At 50.8% G+C, this 17,180-nt stretch carries 12 protein-coding genes and 1 tRNA gene; 11 read left to right on the top strand and 2 right to left on the bottom strand.

Annotated elements, in window-relative coordinates:
* Nucleotides 1-75 precede the first annotated feature (75 nt).
* A complete protein-coding gene (gene putA, locus JK216_RS01560) occupies nucleotides 76-4,029 on the bottom strand; it encodes a trifunctional transcriptional regulator/proline dehydrogenase/L-glutamate gamma-semialdehyde dehydrogenase (protein WP_249213057.1) in 3,954 nt (1,317 codons plus the stop codon).
* 414 nt (nucleotides 4,030-4,443) lie between these two features.
* Here putA and putP point away from each other — a divergent pair, with 414 nt between their 5' ends.
* From putP to JK216_RS01505, 11 genes are all read left to right on the top strand, one after another.
* Nucleotides 4,444-5,928, top strand: a complete 1,485-nt coding sequence (gene putP / locus JK216_RS01555) for a sodium/proline symporter PutP (protein ID WP_212711483.1) — start codon at nucleotides 4,444-4,446, stop codon at nucleotides 5,926-5,928.
* A gap of 183 nt (nucleotides 5,929-6,111) precedes the next feature.
* Nucleotides 6,112-6,936: an iron uptake transporter permease EfeU gene (gene efeU, locus JK216_RS01550; protein WP_212711484.1), complete on the top strand. Its 825-nt coding sequence runs from the start codon at nucleotides 6,112-6,114 to the stop codon at nucleotides 6,934-6,936.
* 45 nt (nucleotides 6,937-6,981) lie between these two features.
* Nucleotides 6,982-8,103 carry an iron uptake system protein EfeO gene (gene efeO, locus JK216_RS01545; protein ID WP_212709166.1) on the top strand — a complete coding sequence of 374 codons (1,122 nt, stop codon included), beginning with the start codon at nucleotides 6,982-6,984 and terminating at the stop codon, nucleotides 8,101-8,103.
* A 2-nt stretch (nucleotides 8,104-8,105) separates the two neighbouring features.
* Nucleotides 8,106-9,383, top strand: a complete 1,278-nt coding sequence (gene efeB, locus JK216_RS01540; RefSeq protein ID WP_212709165.1) for an iron uptake transporter deferrochelatase/peroxidase subunit — start codon at nucleotides 8,106-8,108, stop codon at nucleotides 9,381-9,383.
* A 533-nt stretch (nucleotides 9,384-9,916) separates the two neighbouring features.
* Complete coding sequence (gene phoH, locus JK216_RS01535) at nucleotides 9,917-10,705, top strand: phosphate starvation-inducible protein PhoH (protein WP_212709164.1); 789 nt, start codon at nucleotides 9,917-9,919, stop codon at nucleotides 10,703-10,705.
* Nucleotides 10,706-11,181: 476 nt separating this feature from the next.
* Nucleotides 11,182-11,805 carry a glycoside hydrolase family 19 protein gene (locus JK216_RS01530; protein ID WP_212710258.1) on the top strand — a complete coding sequence of 208 codons (624 nt, stop codon included), beginning with the start codon at nucleotides 11,182-11,184 and terminating at the stop codon, nucleotides 11,803-11,805.
* Entirely contained in the window at nucleotides 11,802-12,344 is a 543-nt protein-coding gene (locus JK216_RS01525; RefSeq protein WP_212710242.1) for a hypothetical protein, read from the top strand. Before JK216_RS01530 ends, JK216_RS01525 begins: the two co-directional genes overlap by 4 nt.
* A gap of 399 nt (nucleotides 12,345-12,743) precedes the next feature.
* Nucleotides 12,744-13,658 (top strand): alpha/beta hydrolase, encoded by a 915-nt coding sequence (locus JK216_RS01520; RefSeq protein ID WP_212710241.1) that lies wholly within the window; start codon nucleotides 12,744-12,746, stop codon nucleotides 13,656-13,658.
* Nucleotides 13,659-14,047: 389 nt separating this feature from the next.
* Nucleotides 14,048-14,845: a (S)-acetoin forming diacetyl reductase gene (locus JK216_RS01515; protein ID WP_212709161.1), complete on the top strand. Its 798-nt coding sequence runs from the start codon at nucleotides 14,048-14,050 to the stop codon at nucleotides 14,843-14,845.
* Nucleotides 14,846-15,069: 224 nt separating this feature from the next.
* On the top strand, nucleotides 15,070-15,468 hold the full coding sequence (locus tag JK216_RS01510; RefSeq protein WP_212709188.1) for a cupin domain-containing protein: 399 nt from the start codon (nucleotides 15,070-15,072) through the stop codon (nucleotides 15,466-15,468).
* A gap of 302 nt (nucleotides 15,469-15,770) precedes the next feature.
* Nucleotides 15,771-16,676, top strand: a complete 906-nt coding sequence (locus tag JK216_RS01505; protein ID WP_212711485.1) for an Rpn family recombination-promoting nuclease/putative transposase — start codon at nucleotides 15,771-15,773, stop codon at nucleotides 16,674-16,676.
* 408 nt (nucleotides 16,677-17,084) lie between these two features.
* On the opposite strand, the gene JK216_RS01500 is transcribed toward JK216_RS01505, so the two are convergent.
* Nucleotides 17,085-17,172 (bottom strand) — tRNA-Ser (locus JK216_RS01500).
* Nucleotides 17,173-17,180 lie beyond the last annotated feature (8 nt).

Raw genomic sequence — 17,180 nt, 5'->3', positions numbered from 1 at the left:
GTGAGCCAGAGATGAAAACGGCGATGCAGTTGCATCGCCGTGAGCGGTTATTGAAATCCCCGCTGAGGATAAGTATCAGCCGATGGTCATCAGGCTGGCATTCCCCCCGGCGGCGGCTGTATTGATACTGACTGTACGCTCGAGTAACAATCGTTCGGTAAAAATACCGGTCTCTCCGCGGGAAAAACCCTGTACCGGGACGATAGCACCATCACGCTGTGCTGTCTTTTCGCACAGCAGGCTCAGTTGATCAGCATCGCCGTGGAAAATAACAGCATCGTAATCCTCCCCGATGGCCTCCGGGCTGAGGTCGATCTGCTGCCGGACTGCCTCAGGCAGCTCACTCAGCCACTGTCGGTTATTGTCGCTCTCCTGCCACAATACACGACATCCGGTACAGATCACTGCAGCTAACTGGCACAGGGCATCAGCCTGATTGTCAGCAACACAGAATACCCGTTGACGAGGCAACAGGGCATAACTGTTACGCTCGCCCGTCGGGCCGTTTAACAGCCGGACGGTATTACTGTGGTTGTTATCTGCAAAATGACGACACTGTTGTTGTAACAGTGTATTTTTCTGCCCCGTGGCATAATCATTCAGCGCCGTAAACGGTGCAGACGGTATCTGGCTGGTCAGGGGGGACGATAAATGTGACAGTGTCACTGATATACCATTATCCGGCCGTGAAGAGAGCAGCCGGTACAGATATAATGGCCCGCCGGCTTTCGGCCCTGTTCCCGACAGACCTTCACCGCCAAATGGCTGAACACCGACAACCGCGCCGACCATATTCCGGTTGACATACAGGTTACCGGAGCAGATATCACGGGTGACCTGGTTGATAGTTTCATCAATCCGGGTATGCACACCAAAGGTAAGCCCGTAACCTGTACTGTTAATGTCCTCAACCAGTTGTGGCAGCTGGTTGCGGGCGTAACGTACCACATGCAGTACCGGCCCGAAAATTTCCTGTTGCAGATCCTGTGGGCTGTTAATTTCGATCAGGGCAGGGACCACGAAATGGCCATTCTGCAACGGGGTCGTTTTACCGCTATCCGGATGGGTAAGACGACTGACATTAAAGCCCTGCTGTGCCATTGATGATATATGCTGTTCAATCATTTGTTGTGCCTGCCGGTCAATCACCGGACCGATATCTGTCGCCAGGTATTCCGGATTACCGGTGCGGTATTCGGCCATCGCGCCGCGCAGCATCTCCAGAGTATGGTCTGCGATATCGTCTTGCAGACATAACAGGCGCAGGGCGGAACAGCGTTGTCCTGCACTGTCAAAGGCCGAGGCCACGACATCAGTCACCACCTGTTCAGTCAGGGCTGAGGAGTCAACGATCATAGCGTTAATTCCGCCGGTCTCGGCGATCAGCGGAACCGGCTGACCTGACGGGGTCATTCGTCCGGCAATATTCTGCTGCAACAGCGCCGCAACGGCGGTGGAGCCGGTAAAAATCACTCCGCGGATGGCCGGATCGGCAACCAGTTGTGCACCGACCGTTTTCCCTGAGCCTGGCAGAAATTGTAATACACCGCGCGGCACACCCGCGTCGTGCATAATTTGTACGGCTTTCATTGCTATCAGCGGGGTCTGATCGGCCGGTTTTGCCAGAACGGCATTACCGGCAGCCAGCGCGGCGGCAATCTGACCGGTAAAAATTGCCAGCGGAAAGTTCCACGGACTGATACAGGCGACCGGGCCAAGGGGACGGTGGGTGTCGTTATCGAAGTCGGTACGGACGGTATTGGCGTAGTAACGCAGGAAATCGACGGCTTCGCGGATTTCTGCTATCGCATTCTGGAATGTTTTGCCGGCTTCACGAACCAGAATCCCCATCAGGGTCTGTGTCTGGTCCTCCATGATCATCGCAGCGTTATCCAGAATACTGGCACGTTCCTGCGGAGGAGTCGCGAACCAGATGCTGCAGGCCTGAGTACTGGCTTGCAGGGCGGCGCTGACCTCCTGTGGTGTCGATTTTCGTACCATACCGACCGTATCCTGTTGTGCTGCCGGATTGATCACCGGTTGCGGATCAGGACGCTGATTATCCGCGGATAAGGGCGCATCAATCAGGGGTTCAGCCTGCCACAGTTGTGCAGCACTGTTCAGTAACGCGCTGGATAAAGAAGCAAGGCGGTGCTCGTTAGCCAGGTCCAGGCCCGCTGAATTCTGCCGTTCCGTGCCATAGAGGTCACGGGGTAACGGAATTTTAGGGTGTGGCAGACCGGCCGTGCCTTCTTCCAGACCGGTTTGTTCGGTTGCCAGCACCGGGTCGATGATTAAATCGTCCAGTGACAGGGATTTATCGGCAATACGGTTAACGAAGGAGGTGTTAGCTCCGTTCTCCAGTAACCGCCGGACCAGATAGGCCAGTAATGTTTCGTGGGTGCCGACCGGGGCATAGATTCGGCATGGACGGCTCAGTTTTCCTTCGGCGACCGGACCGACTACCTGCTCATATAATGGTTCTCCCATACCATGCAGGCACTGGAATTCGTACTGACCCGGGTAATAGTTATTACCGGCCAGCTGATAGATAGCCGCCAGGCTCTGGGCGTTGTGGGTAGCAAACTGGGGATAAATCAGGTTAGGGACCGACAATAATTTGCGGGCGCAGGCCAGATAAGAGACATCGGTATAAACTTTACGGGTATAAACCGGGTAACCTTCAAGGCCTTCAGTCTGCGCCCGCTTGATTTCGCTGTCCCAGTAAGCCCCCTTAACCAGGCGGATCATCAGGCGGCGATGGCTGCGTTGTGCCAGCTCCGTCAGCCAGTCAATAACAAACGGGCAGCGTTTCTGGTAAGCCTGAATAACAAAACCAATGCCATTCCAGCCCTCCAGTTCCGGCTCAAAACACAGTTTTTCCAACAGGTCGAGTGACAGTTCCAGCCTGTCTGCCTCTTCGGCATCAATATTAATACCGATATCGTATTCGCGGGCCAGCAGCGTCAGTGATTTCAGCACCGGATAGAGTTCATTCATTACCCTGTCATATTGCGCCCGTTGATAGCGGGGATGCAGAGCGGAAAGTTTAATCGATATCCCCGGACCTTCATAAATACCGCGGCCATTAGAGGCTTTACCAATAGCATGGATTGCCTGCTGGTAAGAGACCAGGTAAGCTGCGGCATCTTTACGGGTCAGTGCGGCTTCGCCCAGCATATCGTAAGAGTAACGGAAACCCTTATCTTCCAGTTTACGGGCATTAGCCAGTGCTTCAGCGATGGTCTCTCCGGTTACAAATTGCTCACCCATCAGACGCATCGCCATATCAACACCTTTGCGTACCACCGGCTCACCGCTCTTACCGATAATCCGGTTCAGGGAACGTGACAAGCTGGCCTCATTATGGGTAGCAACCAGCTTACCGGTGACCAGCAGTCCCCAGGTGGCGGCATTGACAAACAGTGAAGAGCTGCGGCCAAGATGTGACTGCCAGTTGCCATGACTGATTTTGTCACGGATCAGGGCATCGCGGGTGGGCTTATCCGGAATACGTAACAATGCTTCTGCCAGACACATCAGAGCAACCCCCTCCTGAGAAGAAAGGGAAAACTCCTGCAGCAGGCTCTGTACCATACCTGAGCGCCCGCTGCTTACTTTCTGCTGGCGTAAGTTTTCGGCCAGCTGGTGTGCCAGCTGGCGGGTTTTTTCCGACTGTACCGGGTTTAACCTCGCCTGCTCAAGGATCATTGGCACACTATCCGTTTCCGGACGTCGCCAGGCGGCGGTAATCGCCGAACGGGTCACTGACTGTGGTAACACCTGTTCCGCAAAATCGAGAAACGGCTGCACCGGTTCTTCTCTGGCGGCCACAATGTCCGGATCATAACCGGCAGAAAGCTGTTCAGAAATATAAGGGCTGTGACCGGATTCAATGGCCTCCAGCAGGTTAAACACCGCCTGGCGAATTAACCAGTGAGGTGTCCGGTCTATTTTTAGTGCGGCTGACTTTAACCGCTCCCTTGTCTGTTCGTCGAGCTTTACACCCATTGTGGTGGTGGTTGCCATGTGAGTCTCCGTTTGCGGTTAATTATTATAGGTTGCACCTCAATATCACCGATGTTGCAACCTGTTGCAACTATGAAAAACTTATGAATATAAAAAGTATCATATCACCGGGTATTTATTGTGGTGATACAAGGCGGGGTGCATAGTTACCCTCCCGTAAAGAATAGCTATTTATCTATTAAAATCAGGGTTGCATAAAGTTGCAAAATCAAAAAAATTGATCAGGCGCGGATTACGGAGAAAAAAGGAGTGCACCAGGGTGAACAACATGTTACTTCATTGTTACAAGCGGGCAGGGGGAGTGAAAAAATACACGATATGTGCAGTTTCTATGCGTAAAGCCGGAGGAGTGACTATTTTGTCGTGCTATTTACGCTAATTGTGCCTGATAATAAAAGAAAAATGGAGACAAACATGACAATCAGTACCCCGTTAGTGGTGACATTTATTATTTATATTTTTGGCATGCTGCTGATCGGCTTCTTCGCCTGGCGTTCTACCAAAAACTTTGACGATTATATTCTCGGTGGCCGTAAAATGGGCAGCCTGGTCACTGCATTATCTGCAGGTGCATCGGATATGAGTGGCTGGCTGCTGATGGGGTTGCCTGGTGCTATTTTTCTGGCGGGTATTTCAGAAAGCTGGATAGCTATCGGTCTGCTGCTCGGCGCCTGGTTTAACTGGAAAATTATTGCCGGTCGTTTACGGGTGCATACGGAGTATCACAATAATGCCCTGACTCTGCCGGACTATTTTTCCAGCCGCTTTGAAGATAACAGTAAATTATTACGTGTGATTTCTGCGGTCATTATCCTGGTATTTTTCACTATTTACTGCGCCTCAGGCATTGTGGCCGGTGCACGGCTATTTGAAAGCACTTTCGGAATGAGCTATGAAACAGCCCTCTGGGCCGGAGCGACAGCTACTATTATCTATACCTTCCTCGGAGGGTTTCTGGCCGTTAGCTGGACAGATACGGTACAGGCCGGCCTGATGATTTTCGCCCTGATTCTGACGCCGGTAATTGTGATATTTGCGGTCGGTGGTATCCCTGATGCGCTGGCAGTGATTGAAGCACACGGCTCCGGTTTTACCAATCTGTTTAACCGTATGGATTTTATTGCGATTGTTTCGCTGCTTGGCTGGGGACTGGGTTACTTTGGTCAGCCACATATCCTGGCACGTTTTATGGCGGCAGATTCGCACCGTTCAATGCATGCCGCAAGGCGGATTGGTATGACCTGGATGGTCCTTTGTCTGGCCGGTGCCGTGGCGGTAGGTTTCTTTGGCATCGCTTATTTTGATAATAATCCTGCGCTGGCTACAGCGGTAAATCAGAACGGCGAGCGGATATTTATTGAACTGGCTAAAATTCTGTTCAACCCGTGGATTGCCGGAGTCTTACTGTCGGCGATTCTGGCGGCGGTAATGTCCACCCTGAGCTGCCAGTTGCTGGTCTGTTCCAGTGCCCTGACCGAAGATTTTTATAAAGCGTTTTTACGCAAACATGCCGGACAACAGGAGCGGGTCTGGGTAGGGAGGCTGATGGTGTTGCTGGTGGCGATTATCGCAATACTGCTGGCCCGTGATCCGGATAACAAAGTCCTGGGGCTGGTCAGTTACGCCTGGGCAGGTTTTGGTGCGGCTTTCGGTCCGGTAGTATTGCTCAGTGTTTGCTGGAAACAGATGACGCGTAACGGGGCATTGGCCGGAATGATTGCCGGTGCAGTCACGGTAATTGTCTGGAAACAGTTTGCGTTATTCGGGTTATACGAGATTATTCCTGGCTTTATTGCCGGATTACTGGCGATTGTTATTTTCAGCTCAATCGGACCACGTCCGTCCCCGCAAGCATTACAGCGCTTTGACAAGGCCCGCCAGGCATTTCTGAGTGACTGATAACCGCTAAGATAACCACTGAGCAAAAAACCGTTCCATCGTCGATGGGGCGGTTTTTTTTCGATTTTATTCGCCTGACGGGAAATGTTTACTGACAGAACTTGCGTTTTTTATAAATGAGAATAATAATCGTAATTATTTACACTATTTTACCGATGCTGACGTTTCGGTATAAGGTCAGTTATGTTTGTTCCTTTCCTGATAATGCTCCGTGAAGGCCTTGAGGCCGCATTAATTGTCAGTCTGATTGCCAGTTATCTGCAGCGAACCGGCCGTAGCCGATGGTTTCCGGCGATGTGGTCCGGCGTCGGAATGGCTGCTGTACTCTGCCTCGGACTGGGCATTTTCATCAACCTGACTACCGGAGAGTTCCCGCAGAAACAGCAGGAATTATTTGAAGCTATTGTGGCGATGGTTGCGGTCGTAGTGCTTACCTGGATGGTGTTCTGGATGCAGCGGGTCGCCCGTCATATAAAAACCGGGCTGACAGATGCTATCGAACATACTTTACAACGCAGCAGTGGCGGAGGACTGGCTCTGGTGTTTCTGGCAGTGGCACGTGAAGGACTGGAATCGGTGTTTTTCCTGCTGGCGGCATTCACTCAGGATGTGGGATATGCACCACCGGCAGGTGCAGTGCTCGGGCTGGTGACCGCCATTTTCCTCGGCATACTGCTGTATCGTGGGGGGATTACCCTTAATCTTGCCGGTTTTTTCCGCTGGACCAGTTTATTCATTTTATTTGTTGCCGCGGGCCTGGCTGCCGGTGCCGTCCGCGCTTTTCATGAGGCGGGTATCTGGAACGGTTACCAGTCTGTAGCTTTTGACCTTAGTGATATTTTATCGACCCATTCAGTGGCGGGTACCTTACTGGAAGGTATTCTCGGATATCAGGAGGCCCCGACAGTCAGTGAAGTGGCTGTCTGGTGCCTTTATCTGATTCCCGCATTACTGCTGTTTTTCCGCAGCGCGGGTCCGGTAGTCACTGTCAGCCGGCCGGCCAGCTGATATCCGGGTACTGCTATTTTAAACCATATAAACAGGGATTCAGACATGAAAACAGTTTTCCGTCGTCATGCATTACTCACCGCGATGCTGGCGGTTTCAGGGCTGGCCAATGCAGCCGGTACTCCTCAGGTGACTGTGACGGTAACGGACACCAGGTGTGAGCCTATGGCATTAACCGTCAATGCCGGTAAGACACAGTTTATTATTAAGAATAACAGTCAGAAAGGGCTGGAATGGGAAATACTTAAAGGCGTGCTGGTGGTTGAAGAGCGTGAAAACATTGCCCCCGGATTCAGCCAGAAACTGACGGCAACCCTCGACGCCGGAGAATATGAAATGACCTGTGGCCTGTTGAGTAACCCTAAGGGGAAACTGACAGTCAAGGCCAGTGGTCAGCAGGGTGAAACCCGGCAGCAGAACCATTTACTGGCACTGCAAGGCCCGGTAACCGCCTACAAGGCCTATGTTGTTGCGGAAGTGACTCAGCTGGTGGCAGGGACTAAACAATTCACTGATGCTATTAACGCCGGTGATATTGTCCGTGCCAGGGCGCTGTTTGCGCCGGTCCGCCGCCATTATGAACGTATTGAACCTATCGCAGAGCTGTTTTCTGATCTTGATGGACGGATTGATGCCCGCGAAGACGATTACGAGAAAAAAGCAGAAGATCCTGCATTCACGGGTTTTCACCGGCTTGAGAAGGCATTATTTGCCGATAATTCGGTGGCGGGTATGGGACATTATGCAGACCAGTTGTATCAGGATACCCTGGAACTGCAGCAGCGTATTAACCAACTGGCTTTCCCGCCTGCCAAAATGGTGGGCGGTGCTGCCGGTTTAATGGAGGAGATCGCATCAGGGAAAATTTCCGGTGAAGAAGACCGCTACAGCCGGACCGATCTTTCAGATTTCCGTGCTAATCTTGACGGTGCACAAAAAATCGTTTCCCTGTTGCACCCCTTGCTTGAAAAACAGAACCCTGCATTACTGGCTAAGATCACCGCGAACTTTACTAAAGTTGATTCTATTCTCGACAAATATACCGAGGGTGACGGTTACCAGTCTTATGACAAGCTGACTATAGCAGACCGTAATGCGCTGAAAGGGCCGGTCACTACACTGGCTGAAGACTTATCACAACTGCGCGGCACGCTGGGCCTCGATTAAACATGACCTGTAAACCTCAGACCACCGAACCATCGCGGCGGCGGTGGTTAAAAAAACTGGGCCTGCTTGGCGGTGCTGCCGCAGTCAGCGGGGGCTGTCCGTTTCAGTCGCAGGCCAGTACCGCGGAACAAGATCCTTGTGTTCCACAGGATCAACGTTACGGGCTTGAGCCGTTCTACGGGCCACATCAGGCCGGTATTATCACGCCACAACAGGCGTCGATGATGTTACTGGCATTTGATGTGCTGGCAGAGAATACCGCAGATTTACAACGGATGTTCAGATTGCTCACTGAGCGTATCGCATTTCTGACCACTGGCGGACCGGCTCCGGCACAAGAAAATCCGTTATTGCCACCAATGGACTCAGGGATCCTTGGGGCGGATATCCTGCCGGATAACCTCACTATTACTGTCTCGGTGGGAGCATCATTATTTGACAGTCGTTATGGGTTACAGGCCCGTAAACCACGTAAACTGCAAATCATGACCCGTTTTCCGAATGATTCGCTGGATGCTGCCTATTGTCACGGTGATTTACTGTTGCAGATCTGTGCTAATGGCCGGGATACGGTGATCCATGCGGCCCGTGACATCATCAAATATATGCCGGATTTACTGGCCGTTCGCTGGAGGTATGAAGGTTTTATTTCTGCCCATGCTGCCGCCAGTCGTGGTAAAGAAACGCCGGTAAACTTGCTGGGTTTTAAAGATGGCACAGCCAATCCACAGACTTCAGACCCTGAACTGATTGAACGGGTGTTGTGGGTTGCTCCCGCTTCGGGAGAACCTGAGTGGGCAACCGGCGGCAGTTATCAGGCCGTCAGGCTGATTCGTTTCCATGTTGAAATGTGGGATCGGACACCGTTGCATGAGCAGGAAACGATTTTCGGGCGTAATAAAACCAATGGTGCACCGCTGGGTATGCAGCATGAACATGATGTACCCGACTACAGTCAGGATCCACAAGGGCAGATTATCCCATTGGATGCACATATGCGGCTGGCGAATCCACGTGATGCCGGCAGTGAGCAACGGTTGCTATTACGCCGTGGTTATAGTTATTCCGGCGAAGTACTGGCATCGGGACAACTGGATATGGGGCTGCTGTTTGTCTGTTATCAACGGGATTTGGAAAAATCTTTTATCAGTGTACAGCAACGGCTGAATGGTGAACCTCTTGAAGAATATATCCGGCCATTTGGCGGCGGATATTTTTTTGCCTTACCCGGCGTTGCCGATAATCAGCATTATCTGGCCCAGTCACTGCTCGAAAATTAACCTTTTTTATGACGGTAATATAAATCAGTTGCTGGCCTCAGGACTGATTTATATATCATATCACCGGCGTCAGGGGACTATTCTGATCATTATTCCCGCCGGAAAGAAATAAAATAACACTTTGTTTTTTATTTGTTATTTTATTAATTTACTCGGATTTCTGATTATTTTTTATCGAATTAGTAAAAATAGTGTTGCATTTCACTGCCTGTCAGGTACAAATTATTCCCTGTAAGTGATGGTGTCGATAGTTTCTCCGGAGAGTATGGATGAATTGTGACTGCTGGTATGACTTCAGAAACATTTCACTTGTGTCGCCCGGCACAGGTACTGGCTGTAATCAACACTTATTAGCAGCTTCTCCCTTATTCTCATTACTGCATGTCTCTTTTACTGGTGCACGTTCATTCGAGCGATGCGCTGATTTCTATGGCCGTTTATGGCTTAAAAGGAAGCCTGTTAACCTCTAAAGCGTTCACGTATACGCGTCTGTTTTCAGACACGGAAAATGAAACCAACTGTAAGGTGCCAACATGGGAAGACAGAAAGCAGTGATTAAAGCGCGTCGTGAAGCGCGCCGGGTGATCCGTAATGACTCACGTAGCCACCGGCAGCGCGAGGAAGAATCGGTGACTTCGCTGGTACAAATGGGGGGTATGGACTCTATTGGTATGGCGCGTGACTCCCGCGATCGCTCAGTCATCGCAGCCCGTAATGATGCGCAGGCGCGCTATCTGGCTGCCATCGAAAATAAACAACTTATTTTTGCCACCGGCGAAGCCGGTTGTGGTAAAACCTGGATCAGCGCCGCAAAAGCTGCGGAAGCATTATCCGGTAAAGATGTTGAACGTATTATCGTGACCCGCCCGGTATTGCAGGCTGATGAAGATCTTGGTTTTCTGCCCGGCGATATTGCTGAGAAGTTTGCGCCTTATTTTCGTCCGGTATATGACGTGCTGGTAAAACGTCTCGGTGCCTCATTTATGCAATACTGCCTGCGCCCCGAAATTGGGAAAGTCGAAATAGCCCCCTTTGCTTATATGCGCGGGCGGACCTTCGAAAATGCATTTGTCATTCTTGATGAAGCACAAAACGTTACTGCCGCGCAGATGAAAATGTTCCTTACGCGATTAGGCGAAAATGTGACTGTGATTGTTAACGGGGATATTACCCAGTGTGATTTGCCGTCGGGGGTGACTTCCGGGCTGGCAGATGCCTTACAGCGTTTTACGGATGACCAGCTGGTCGGTCTGGTACATTTTGATAAACAGGATTGTGTCCGTTCAGAACTGTGCCAGCGTACTTTGCAGGCCTATGACTGAGTGATAAACCGGCCCTGATACACCTTTCCTTCAGCCTTTTAACGGTTATTTACCTGAGGCCACAGCCTGACAGCTGTGGCCTGTTCTTTTTACAGGTCGTTTAACGTGAATAAGAGCGGGGGGCAGGCTGCTTACCTGTGACTGATAGCGGATCGTTCGGCCTGTATCAATAATTTTCCTGTTTGCGGGCAGGGCAGATATTTCTTCTGTCCGGCTGGCAGTATCCGGAAATTTATCCGTCCCCGGGCAATTTGATTTTCTGAAGTAATAACGGTGTCTCCGGAGCGGCTATATCCCTGAAAACACCTGTCGCAGGGTACCCGCGTATAATAATCGGTGCTGCTGCTGAGTTTTTGCTGGCTGGCTATTGGCACAACCGGCGTTGCTGGTCGCTGACCGGGTAAATACCTAGGCTGATGATCCACATTAACTGCCCGCAATGGCGGGTTTCTGAAATTCAGGGATCATCATCTATGATGCAACAGCAACAACTTATGCAAGCCGCAGGGATCAGTGAAACACTGGCCATGGTCTGGCTGGGCCCGCTGACCAGAGCGATGTCAGAGTTTTCGATTGAACAGCCGGAAGATCAGGCAATGTTTATTGCTCAGACCGGCCACGAATCTGCCGGTTTTAGCGTACTCACCGAAAATTTTAACTATACCTGCCATGCCTTAGCCGAATTATTTCCACAATACATCACCGGTCAGCAGGCGGTATTACTGGGACGCAGTGCTGAACAGCCAGCCCAACAGCAACAGATTGCGGAATTAATCTACGGTAACAGGCTGGGTAACCAGTCGGCAACCGAAGGCTGGGTTTATCGCGGACGAGGACTGATCCAGATCACTGGCCGCGGTAACTATAGTGATTGTGCCGGCGGCCTGAACCTGCCGTTGCTGAGTTATCCTGAAATGCTGGTGCAACCGGAACCGGCCGCCCGTTCAGCGGCCTGGTTCTACAAAACCCATGGTTGCCTGGCATATCCGGGGAATATCCGCAAAGTAACGCAGATCATTAATGGTGGCAGTACCGGGCTTGCTGATCGTCAGGCCAGATTCACAATGGCATTACAGGTATTTAGCGGGAGTCACGGATGAACATAAAATCCCTGCTTATTACTCTCGCTATGCTGATTTGGCTGAGCAGCCTGATCCTGACCGGGGTTGTCAGCTGGCGCTACAAAACTGCGCTGGTGGCACAGCAGCAGGCGGAACAACAGCAACAACAGCAGGCTGCGATCATTACTCACCAGCAGCAACAATGGCTACAGACCAACAGACTCTCGCAACAGGTACTGGCGGCAAATACCCGCAGCAGGGAACAGACAGAGGAAAAACTTAATGAATATCGGAAAATTCTGCGTAACCGGCAAAGTTGTAACCAGCCTGTGCCTGATGATATTGCTCAGCGGTTGTACCGTTACGCACAAAGCTTACGAACCCGCGCAATGTACACTGCTGCCGGCAGCACTGCTACAGCCGGTAGTCGCGCCATTACCCCCGGACAGTTAACTTACTGTCAGGCGGTGTTATGGATAGATCCGTTACTCCATGCTCTGGAAACAGCCAATAATCAGTTAATTGCCATCTCGGGTATTGAACAATCACGGGCAGGTAAAACGGGCCGGAGTCAATGATGATATTTGCCGGTGGATAACTATCATAAACCCCGGCCCGTGGTGCCCGGCAGCAAGCCGGGCCCGCGGGAGAAGTTACCCTGCCGCTCAGGGATGTTTTTCTCTGTCGAAAACGCTGTGTTCCTGGCTCTTTCAGATAACAGAAAAATGACATTCCGGCGATAACTCCTGAACCGATCGCAATAACAAACAGCAGGCCGTTCGCCCTGTTTCAGGTCATGTTTTGCTGTCTCCGGGATCACCGGGCGATACAGCGGAACCGGTGCCTGCATCTGTTCCGGATCTGTCTGTTATGCTGTCCGAATAACCATCATGCTGAAATATCTGCGGATACTTTATTCACATTTCCTGCGCATTGTTATGCTGTGATAACCGCAGCGTTGATCAAACGGAGTGGTTATGGACCGTCGTCGTTTTTTGGAATGTGTGGCAGGCGGACTACTGCTCAGCCGGGCCCGCGGTAGTTTGTCGGCCGGGAATCGCCCTGCACAGATTATTCCATTGTGGCCGGGAACACCACCGGGAGGCGGGGGCCCTGACGGGGGACTCCGGGTATCGCGCAGTGGTGCACAAAGCAATATCGTCCGCCCCTTGCTGACTGTTTATACACCGCCACGGACTGAGGGTTATGGGGTATTGGTTGCCGCCGGTGGCGGATATAAACGAATTGAAACAGCAAAGGAAGCGTTACCCGCGGCCCGGTGGCTAAATCAACGGGGATTTACGGCTTACATATTGAGCTATCGTCTGCCGGCTGAAGGCTGGAATGATGGTAACCTGGTGGCATTACAGGATGCACAGCGTGCCTTAAGGATAATCAGGGCACGGGAGGAACATGTCAGTGTACTGGGTTTCTCGGCCGGAGGCCATCTGATGGGAATGGCTGCAACACGCAGTCATTTTGACGGCTATCCGCCACAAGACAGTATTGACAGCCTGCCAGCAAGGGCTGACCGGGCCGCATTGATTTACCCGGTGATCACCTTGCAGTCACCTTACAATCATACATCAACCTATAACGTGCTGGCCGGTCGCGAGGCAACACCCCGCCAGCAAGCGCAATTATCAGTACCGACTTTTGTCACCCCGCAATCACCGCCTTTTTTGCTGGTTCAGGCCTCGGATGATCCTGTCTCCGACCCGCAAAATACCTTAATTATGCAGGCTGCCTGTCAGCGTAATCACGTCCCTGTTGAACTGTTCCGTTATTCCCGCGGCGGCCATGGTTTTGCAATGGGCAGGCCAGGTACACCCACTGTCCGCTGGCCGCTGCATTATCAACACTGGTTACAGGCGTGGCGAAACAAACAGTAAAACACCCTCTTTTGTTCAATATTTATTATTAATAATCCCGGGTGTTTTGCCCGGTACTATTAGGGCTGATGGAATACCGCAAGAGGTAACTCTACAGGGGGGAGGTTTGCCGGCGGACACTGGCAATAATGATACAGAGAAAGACATTATCAGCCAGGTGGCAGGAGCTGGATAACTCTTTGTAGTAACAGATTTTTGTAAGGCGGGTAATTAAGTAATTAATGCTATTAATCATTAACCAGCCTGACAAATAATTTAAAAGTTTGATCTGGATCACTCTAATCTGCTCTCAGGGGGGTACCTTAGGATTATCACAACAAGTTCATACGCCGGTAATTATCACCGTTTATACAACAGATAAATTTATGTGATTTCAAAAGGAAATAACCATGAGTGCAGAAAAAAAAGTTGCAGTGGTCACAGGTGCAGGTCAGGGTATTGGCAGGGCGGTGGCACTGCGACTGGCCAGAGATGGTTTCAGTATCGGCAGTCTGGACTTTAACGGAGAATCTGCCCGTGAAACTGTTGATCTGATTACCCGTGCAGGCGGAGAAGCACTTGCTGTGGTAGTGGATGTAGCTAATCGCGAACAGGTTTTTGCTGCGGTTGATAAGGTCGCTGAGAAATTCGGCCGTCTTGATGTGATCGTAAATAATGCCGGACTGGGTCCGACCACACCGATTGAAGACATCACACCTGAAATATATCATAAAGTCTTTGACGTGAATGTCGGTGGTGTCTACTGGGGTACCCAGGCAGCGCTGAAACATTTCAGGAAAAGAACGCCCGCAAAAACCGGGGATGTGATTGGTAAAATCATTAATGCATCTTCACAGGCGGGTCAGGTCGGTAATCCTGATCTTGCTGTGTATGGTGCTACTAAGTTCGCGGTGCGCGGTATCACCCAGACGGCGGCAAAAGATTTGGCTAAATTTGGTGTAACAGTAAATGCTTATTGCCCCGGTATTGTTCGTACGCCGATGATGGAAGGTATCGCCAAAAAAGTGGCTGAAGAGAATGGTCAGTCACTGGAATGGGGGCTGGAACAGTGGGCGAAAAATGTTACTTTGGGCCGTATTTCTGAACCAGAAGATGTTGCAGCTTGTGTGTCCTATCTTGCCGGCTCTGACTCGGACTATATGACCGGGCAGGCATTAATTATCGATGGTGGTATGACATTTAACTGATTTCCCTGCTAATTAATAGTTATTTCCCCGACAGGTTATTAACCTGGCGGGGTGATGGTATTTGTTCCGGTTAACCTTCCTTCAGTCAGCCACCGTTCAGTTGCGGGTAAACTGCCTATTATTGAATTCTGCTCACATGCCTATTCTGAATTGACTCTCTTATCAGTATTCCGCCGGAGCGATAGACTGGTCTACGCAGACTTTCTGATCAGGAGAATATTATGATTACCGTATTACAAAGCGGCGATAAGCCGTCAGCGAAAGGCCCTGATGAATATTTTACCGGAACCGTTCGTATTGATGCCCCATTCTGTGGCTCCGGGCCAGCGACGGTGAGCGGAGCGACTGTTACCTTTGAACCGTCAGCCCGTACTGCATGGCATACTCATCCTTTGGGACAGACACTGATTATCACTGCTGGTACTGGTTTTGTCTGTGAGTGGGAGCGGCCGCTGCAAAAACTCCGTCCCGGAGATATTGTATGGATTCCGGCGGGTGTTAAACACTGGCATGGGGCCAGCCCGCAAAACAGTATGACGCATATTGCGATTGCCGAGGCTGAAAACGGTAGCGTTGTTGAATGGATGGAGAAAGTCACTGATGAGCAGTACGCTATAGCGTGATAAAACCGAGGACGGCAGAGCTGCTCTTATCCTGTTGTCCTTTCCGTAAATGTCTTATCGAATTTTACGGATGATACCTTTAATTTACGCAGAAAAATCAACCAGAAGAAAGCCCGGATCCAATCGCTGATGGAAAAGCTAAAATACTTTATTTATCGCCGTCTCGCCATTCTTCAATAACTAACTGATTTTATTAAGGTAATACGCATCATGGTGTAAATAATCGTCATCCCTCCGGCTGCTAATATCTGCGTTTTCACCACTGTGATAGCATGTACAGGTCATTTTTCAGAGCAAGTGCCATGATAAAGAAGGCTCGTACCCCGACACCTCACGATGCGACATTCCGTCAGTTTATGACACAGCCTGATATTGCCCGCGATTTTATAGAACTCCACCTGCCGGCTGATTTGCTTGCTCTCTGCGATCTTCGTACACTGAAACTGGAGTCCGGTTCTTTTATTGAAGATGACTTGCGACAATATTTCAGCGATGTGCTCTATAGCCTGAAAACGTCTTCCTCTGACGGATACATTTATATACTGGTCGAACATCAGTCAGCTCCTGATAAACATATGGCATTTCGTCTGCTCCGCTATGGGGTTGCTGCCATGCAGCGCCATCTGGACGCTGGTTATAAGAAATTACCGCTAGTGATACCGGTACTGTTCTATACAGGTAATCGCAGTCCATATCCATATTCTACCCACTGGTTTGATGAGTTTGACGATCCTGAACTGGCGGGCAAAATTTATAATCGTGCTTTTCCGCTGGTCGATGTCAGTATTATCCCCGATGAGGAAATCGCGGGGCACCGCAGTCTGGCTGCTCTGACTCTGTTGCAAAAACATATTCAGCAGCGCGATCTGGCTGAACTGGTAGACCGGCTGGCCCCCATCTTACTGGCCGGAGACCTGTCTTCATCACGGGTGATATGGCTGATACACTATATTTTACAGGCAGGTGAAACATCAGATGCCGAAGTCTTAGTACGTGAACTGGCACAACGGGTGCCTCAATACGGAGATCCACTGATGACTATCGCACAACAGCTTGAACAGAAAGGTATTGAGAAAGGTATTGAGAAAGGTGAACGCGAAGCGACCCTGAAAATTGCCCGTAATATGCTGCGTAATGGTGTTACCCGAGACATTATCATTACCACAACCGGCCTGAGTGAAGCCGAGCTGGTCCGGCTTTGCTTTTGAACCTGATCCTTCTACTGCCAGCATGCCCTGCGGCCATACAACAGGCTGTGTTGTCGAACCCTGCGAGGGTTCTCACCCTCCCGGGCCGGTGCTCGCTGAAATCGATAAAAAAAGCCTGAACTTTCGTTCAGGCTCTCTTAATAAATGATGGCGGTGAGGGAGGGATATACGTGCTGCGTTGCAGCACNNNGAGAAAAAAAGCCTGAACTTTCGTTCAGGCTCTCTTAATAAATGATGGCGGTGAGGGAGGGATATACGTGCTGCGTTGCAGCACGCCCTGCGGGTGGCCTGCGGCCATACAACAGGCTGTGTTGTCGAACCCTGCGAGGGTTCTCACCCTCCCGGGCCGGTGCTCGCTGAAAGCAATAAAAAAGCCTGAACTTTCGTTCAGGCTCTCTTAATAAATAATGGCGGTGAGGGAGGGATTCGAACCCTCGATACGTTGCCGTATACACACTTTCCAGGCGTGCTCCTTCAGCCACTCGGACACCTCACCACATTTTT

The organism is Tatumella sp. JGM94 (assembly GCF_018257595.1).
GTDB classification, from domain to species: Bacteria; Pseudomonadota; Gammaproteobacteria; order Enterobacterales; family Enterobacteriaceae; genus Tatumella; species Tatumella punctata.
The sequence above is the reverse complement of the archived record's forward strand: the minus strand, read 5'-3'. Positions and strand labels throughout refer to the sequence as shown.

Bases quoted from the DNA above. Each gene is read 5' to 3' on its own strand.
- efeB (WP_212709165.1), top strand. From the start codon at position 8,106: ATGACCTGTAAACCTCAGACCACCGAACCATCGCGGCGGCGGTGGTTA.
- JK216_RS01505 (WP_212711485.1), top strand. From the start codon at position 15,771: ATGATAAAGAAGGCTCGTACCCCGACACCTCACGATGCGACATTCCGT.
- putP (WP_212711483.1), top strand. From the start codon at position 4,444: ATGACAATCAGTACCCCGTTAGTGGTGACATTTATTATTTATATTTTT.
- phoH (WP_212709164.1), top strand. From the start codon at position 9,917: ATGGGAAGACAGAAAGCAGTGATTAAAGCGCGTCGTGAAGCGCGCCGG.
- JK216_RS01515 (WP_212709161.1), top strand. From the start codon at position 14,048: ATGAGTGCAGAAAAAAAAGTTGCAGTGGTCACAGGTGCAGGTCAGGGT.
- putA (WP_249213057.1), bottom strand. From the start codon at position 4,029: ATGGCAACCACCACCACAATGGGTGTAAAGCTCGACGAACAGACAAGG.
- JK216_RS01525 (WP_212710242.1), top strand. From the start codon at position 11,802: ATGAACATAAAATCCCTGCTTATTACTCTCGCTATGCTGATTTGGCTG.
- JK216_RS01530 (WP_212710258.1), top strand. From the start codon at position 11,182: ATGCAACAGCAACAACTTATGCAAGCCGCAGGGATCAGTGAAACACTG.
- efeU (WP_212711484.1), top strand. From the start codon at position 6,112: ATGTTTGTTCCTTTCCTGATAATGCTCCGTGAAGGCCTTGAGGCCGCA.
- JK216_RS01520 (WP_212710241.1), top strand. From the start codon at position 12,744: ATGGACCGTCGTCGTTTTTTGGAATGTGTGGCAGGCGGACTACTGCTC.
- efeO (WP_212709166.1), top strand. From the start codon at position 6,982: ATGAAAACAGTTTTCCGTCGTCATGCATTACTCACCGCGATGCTGGCG.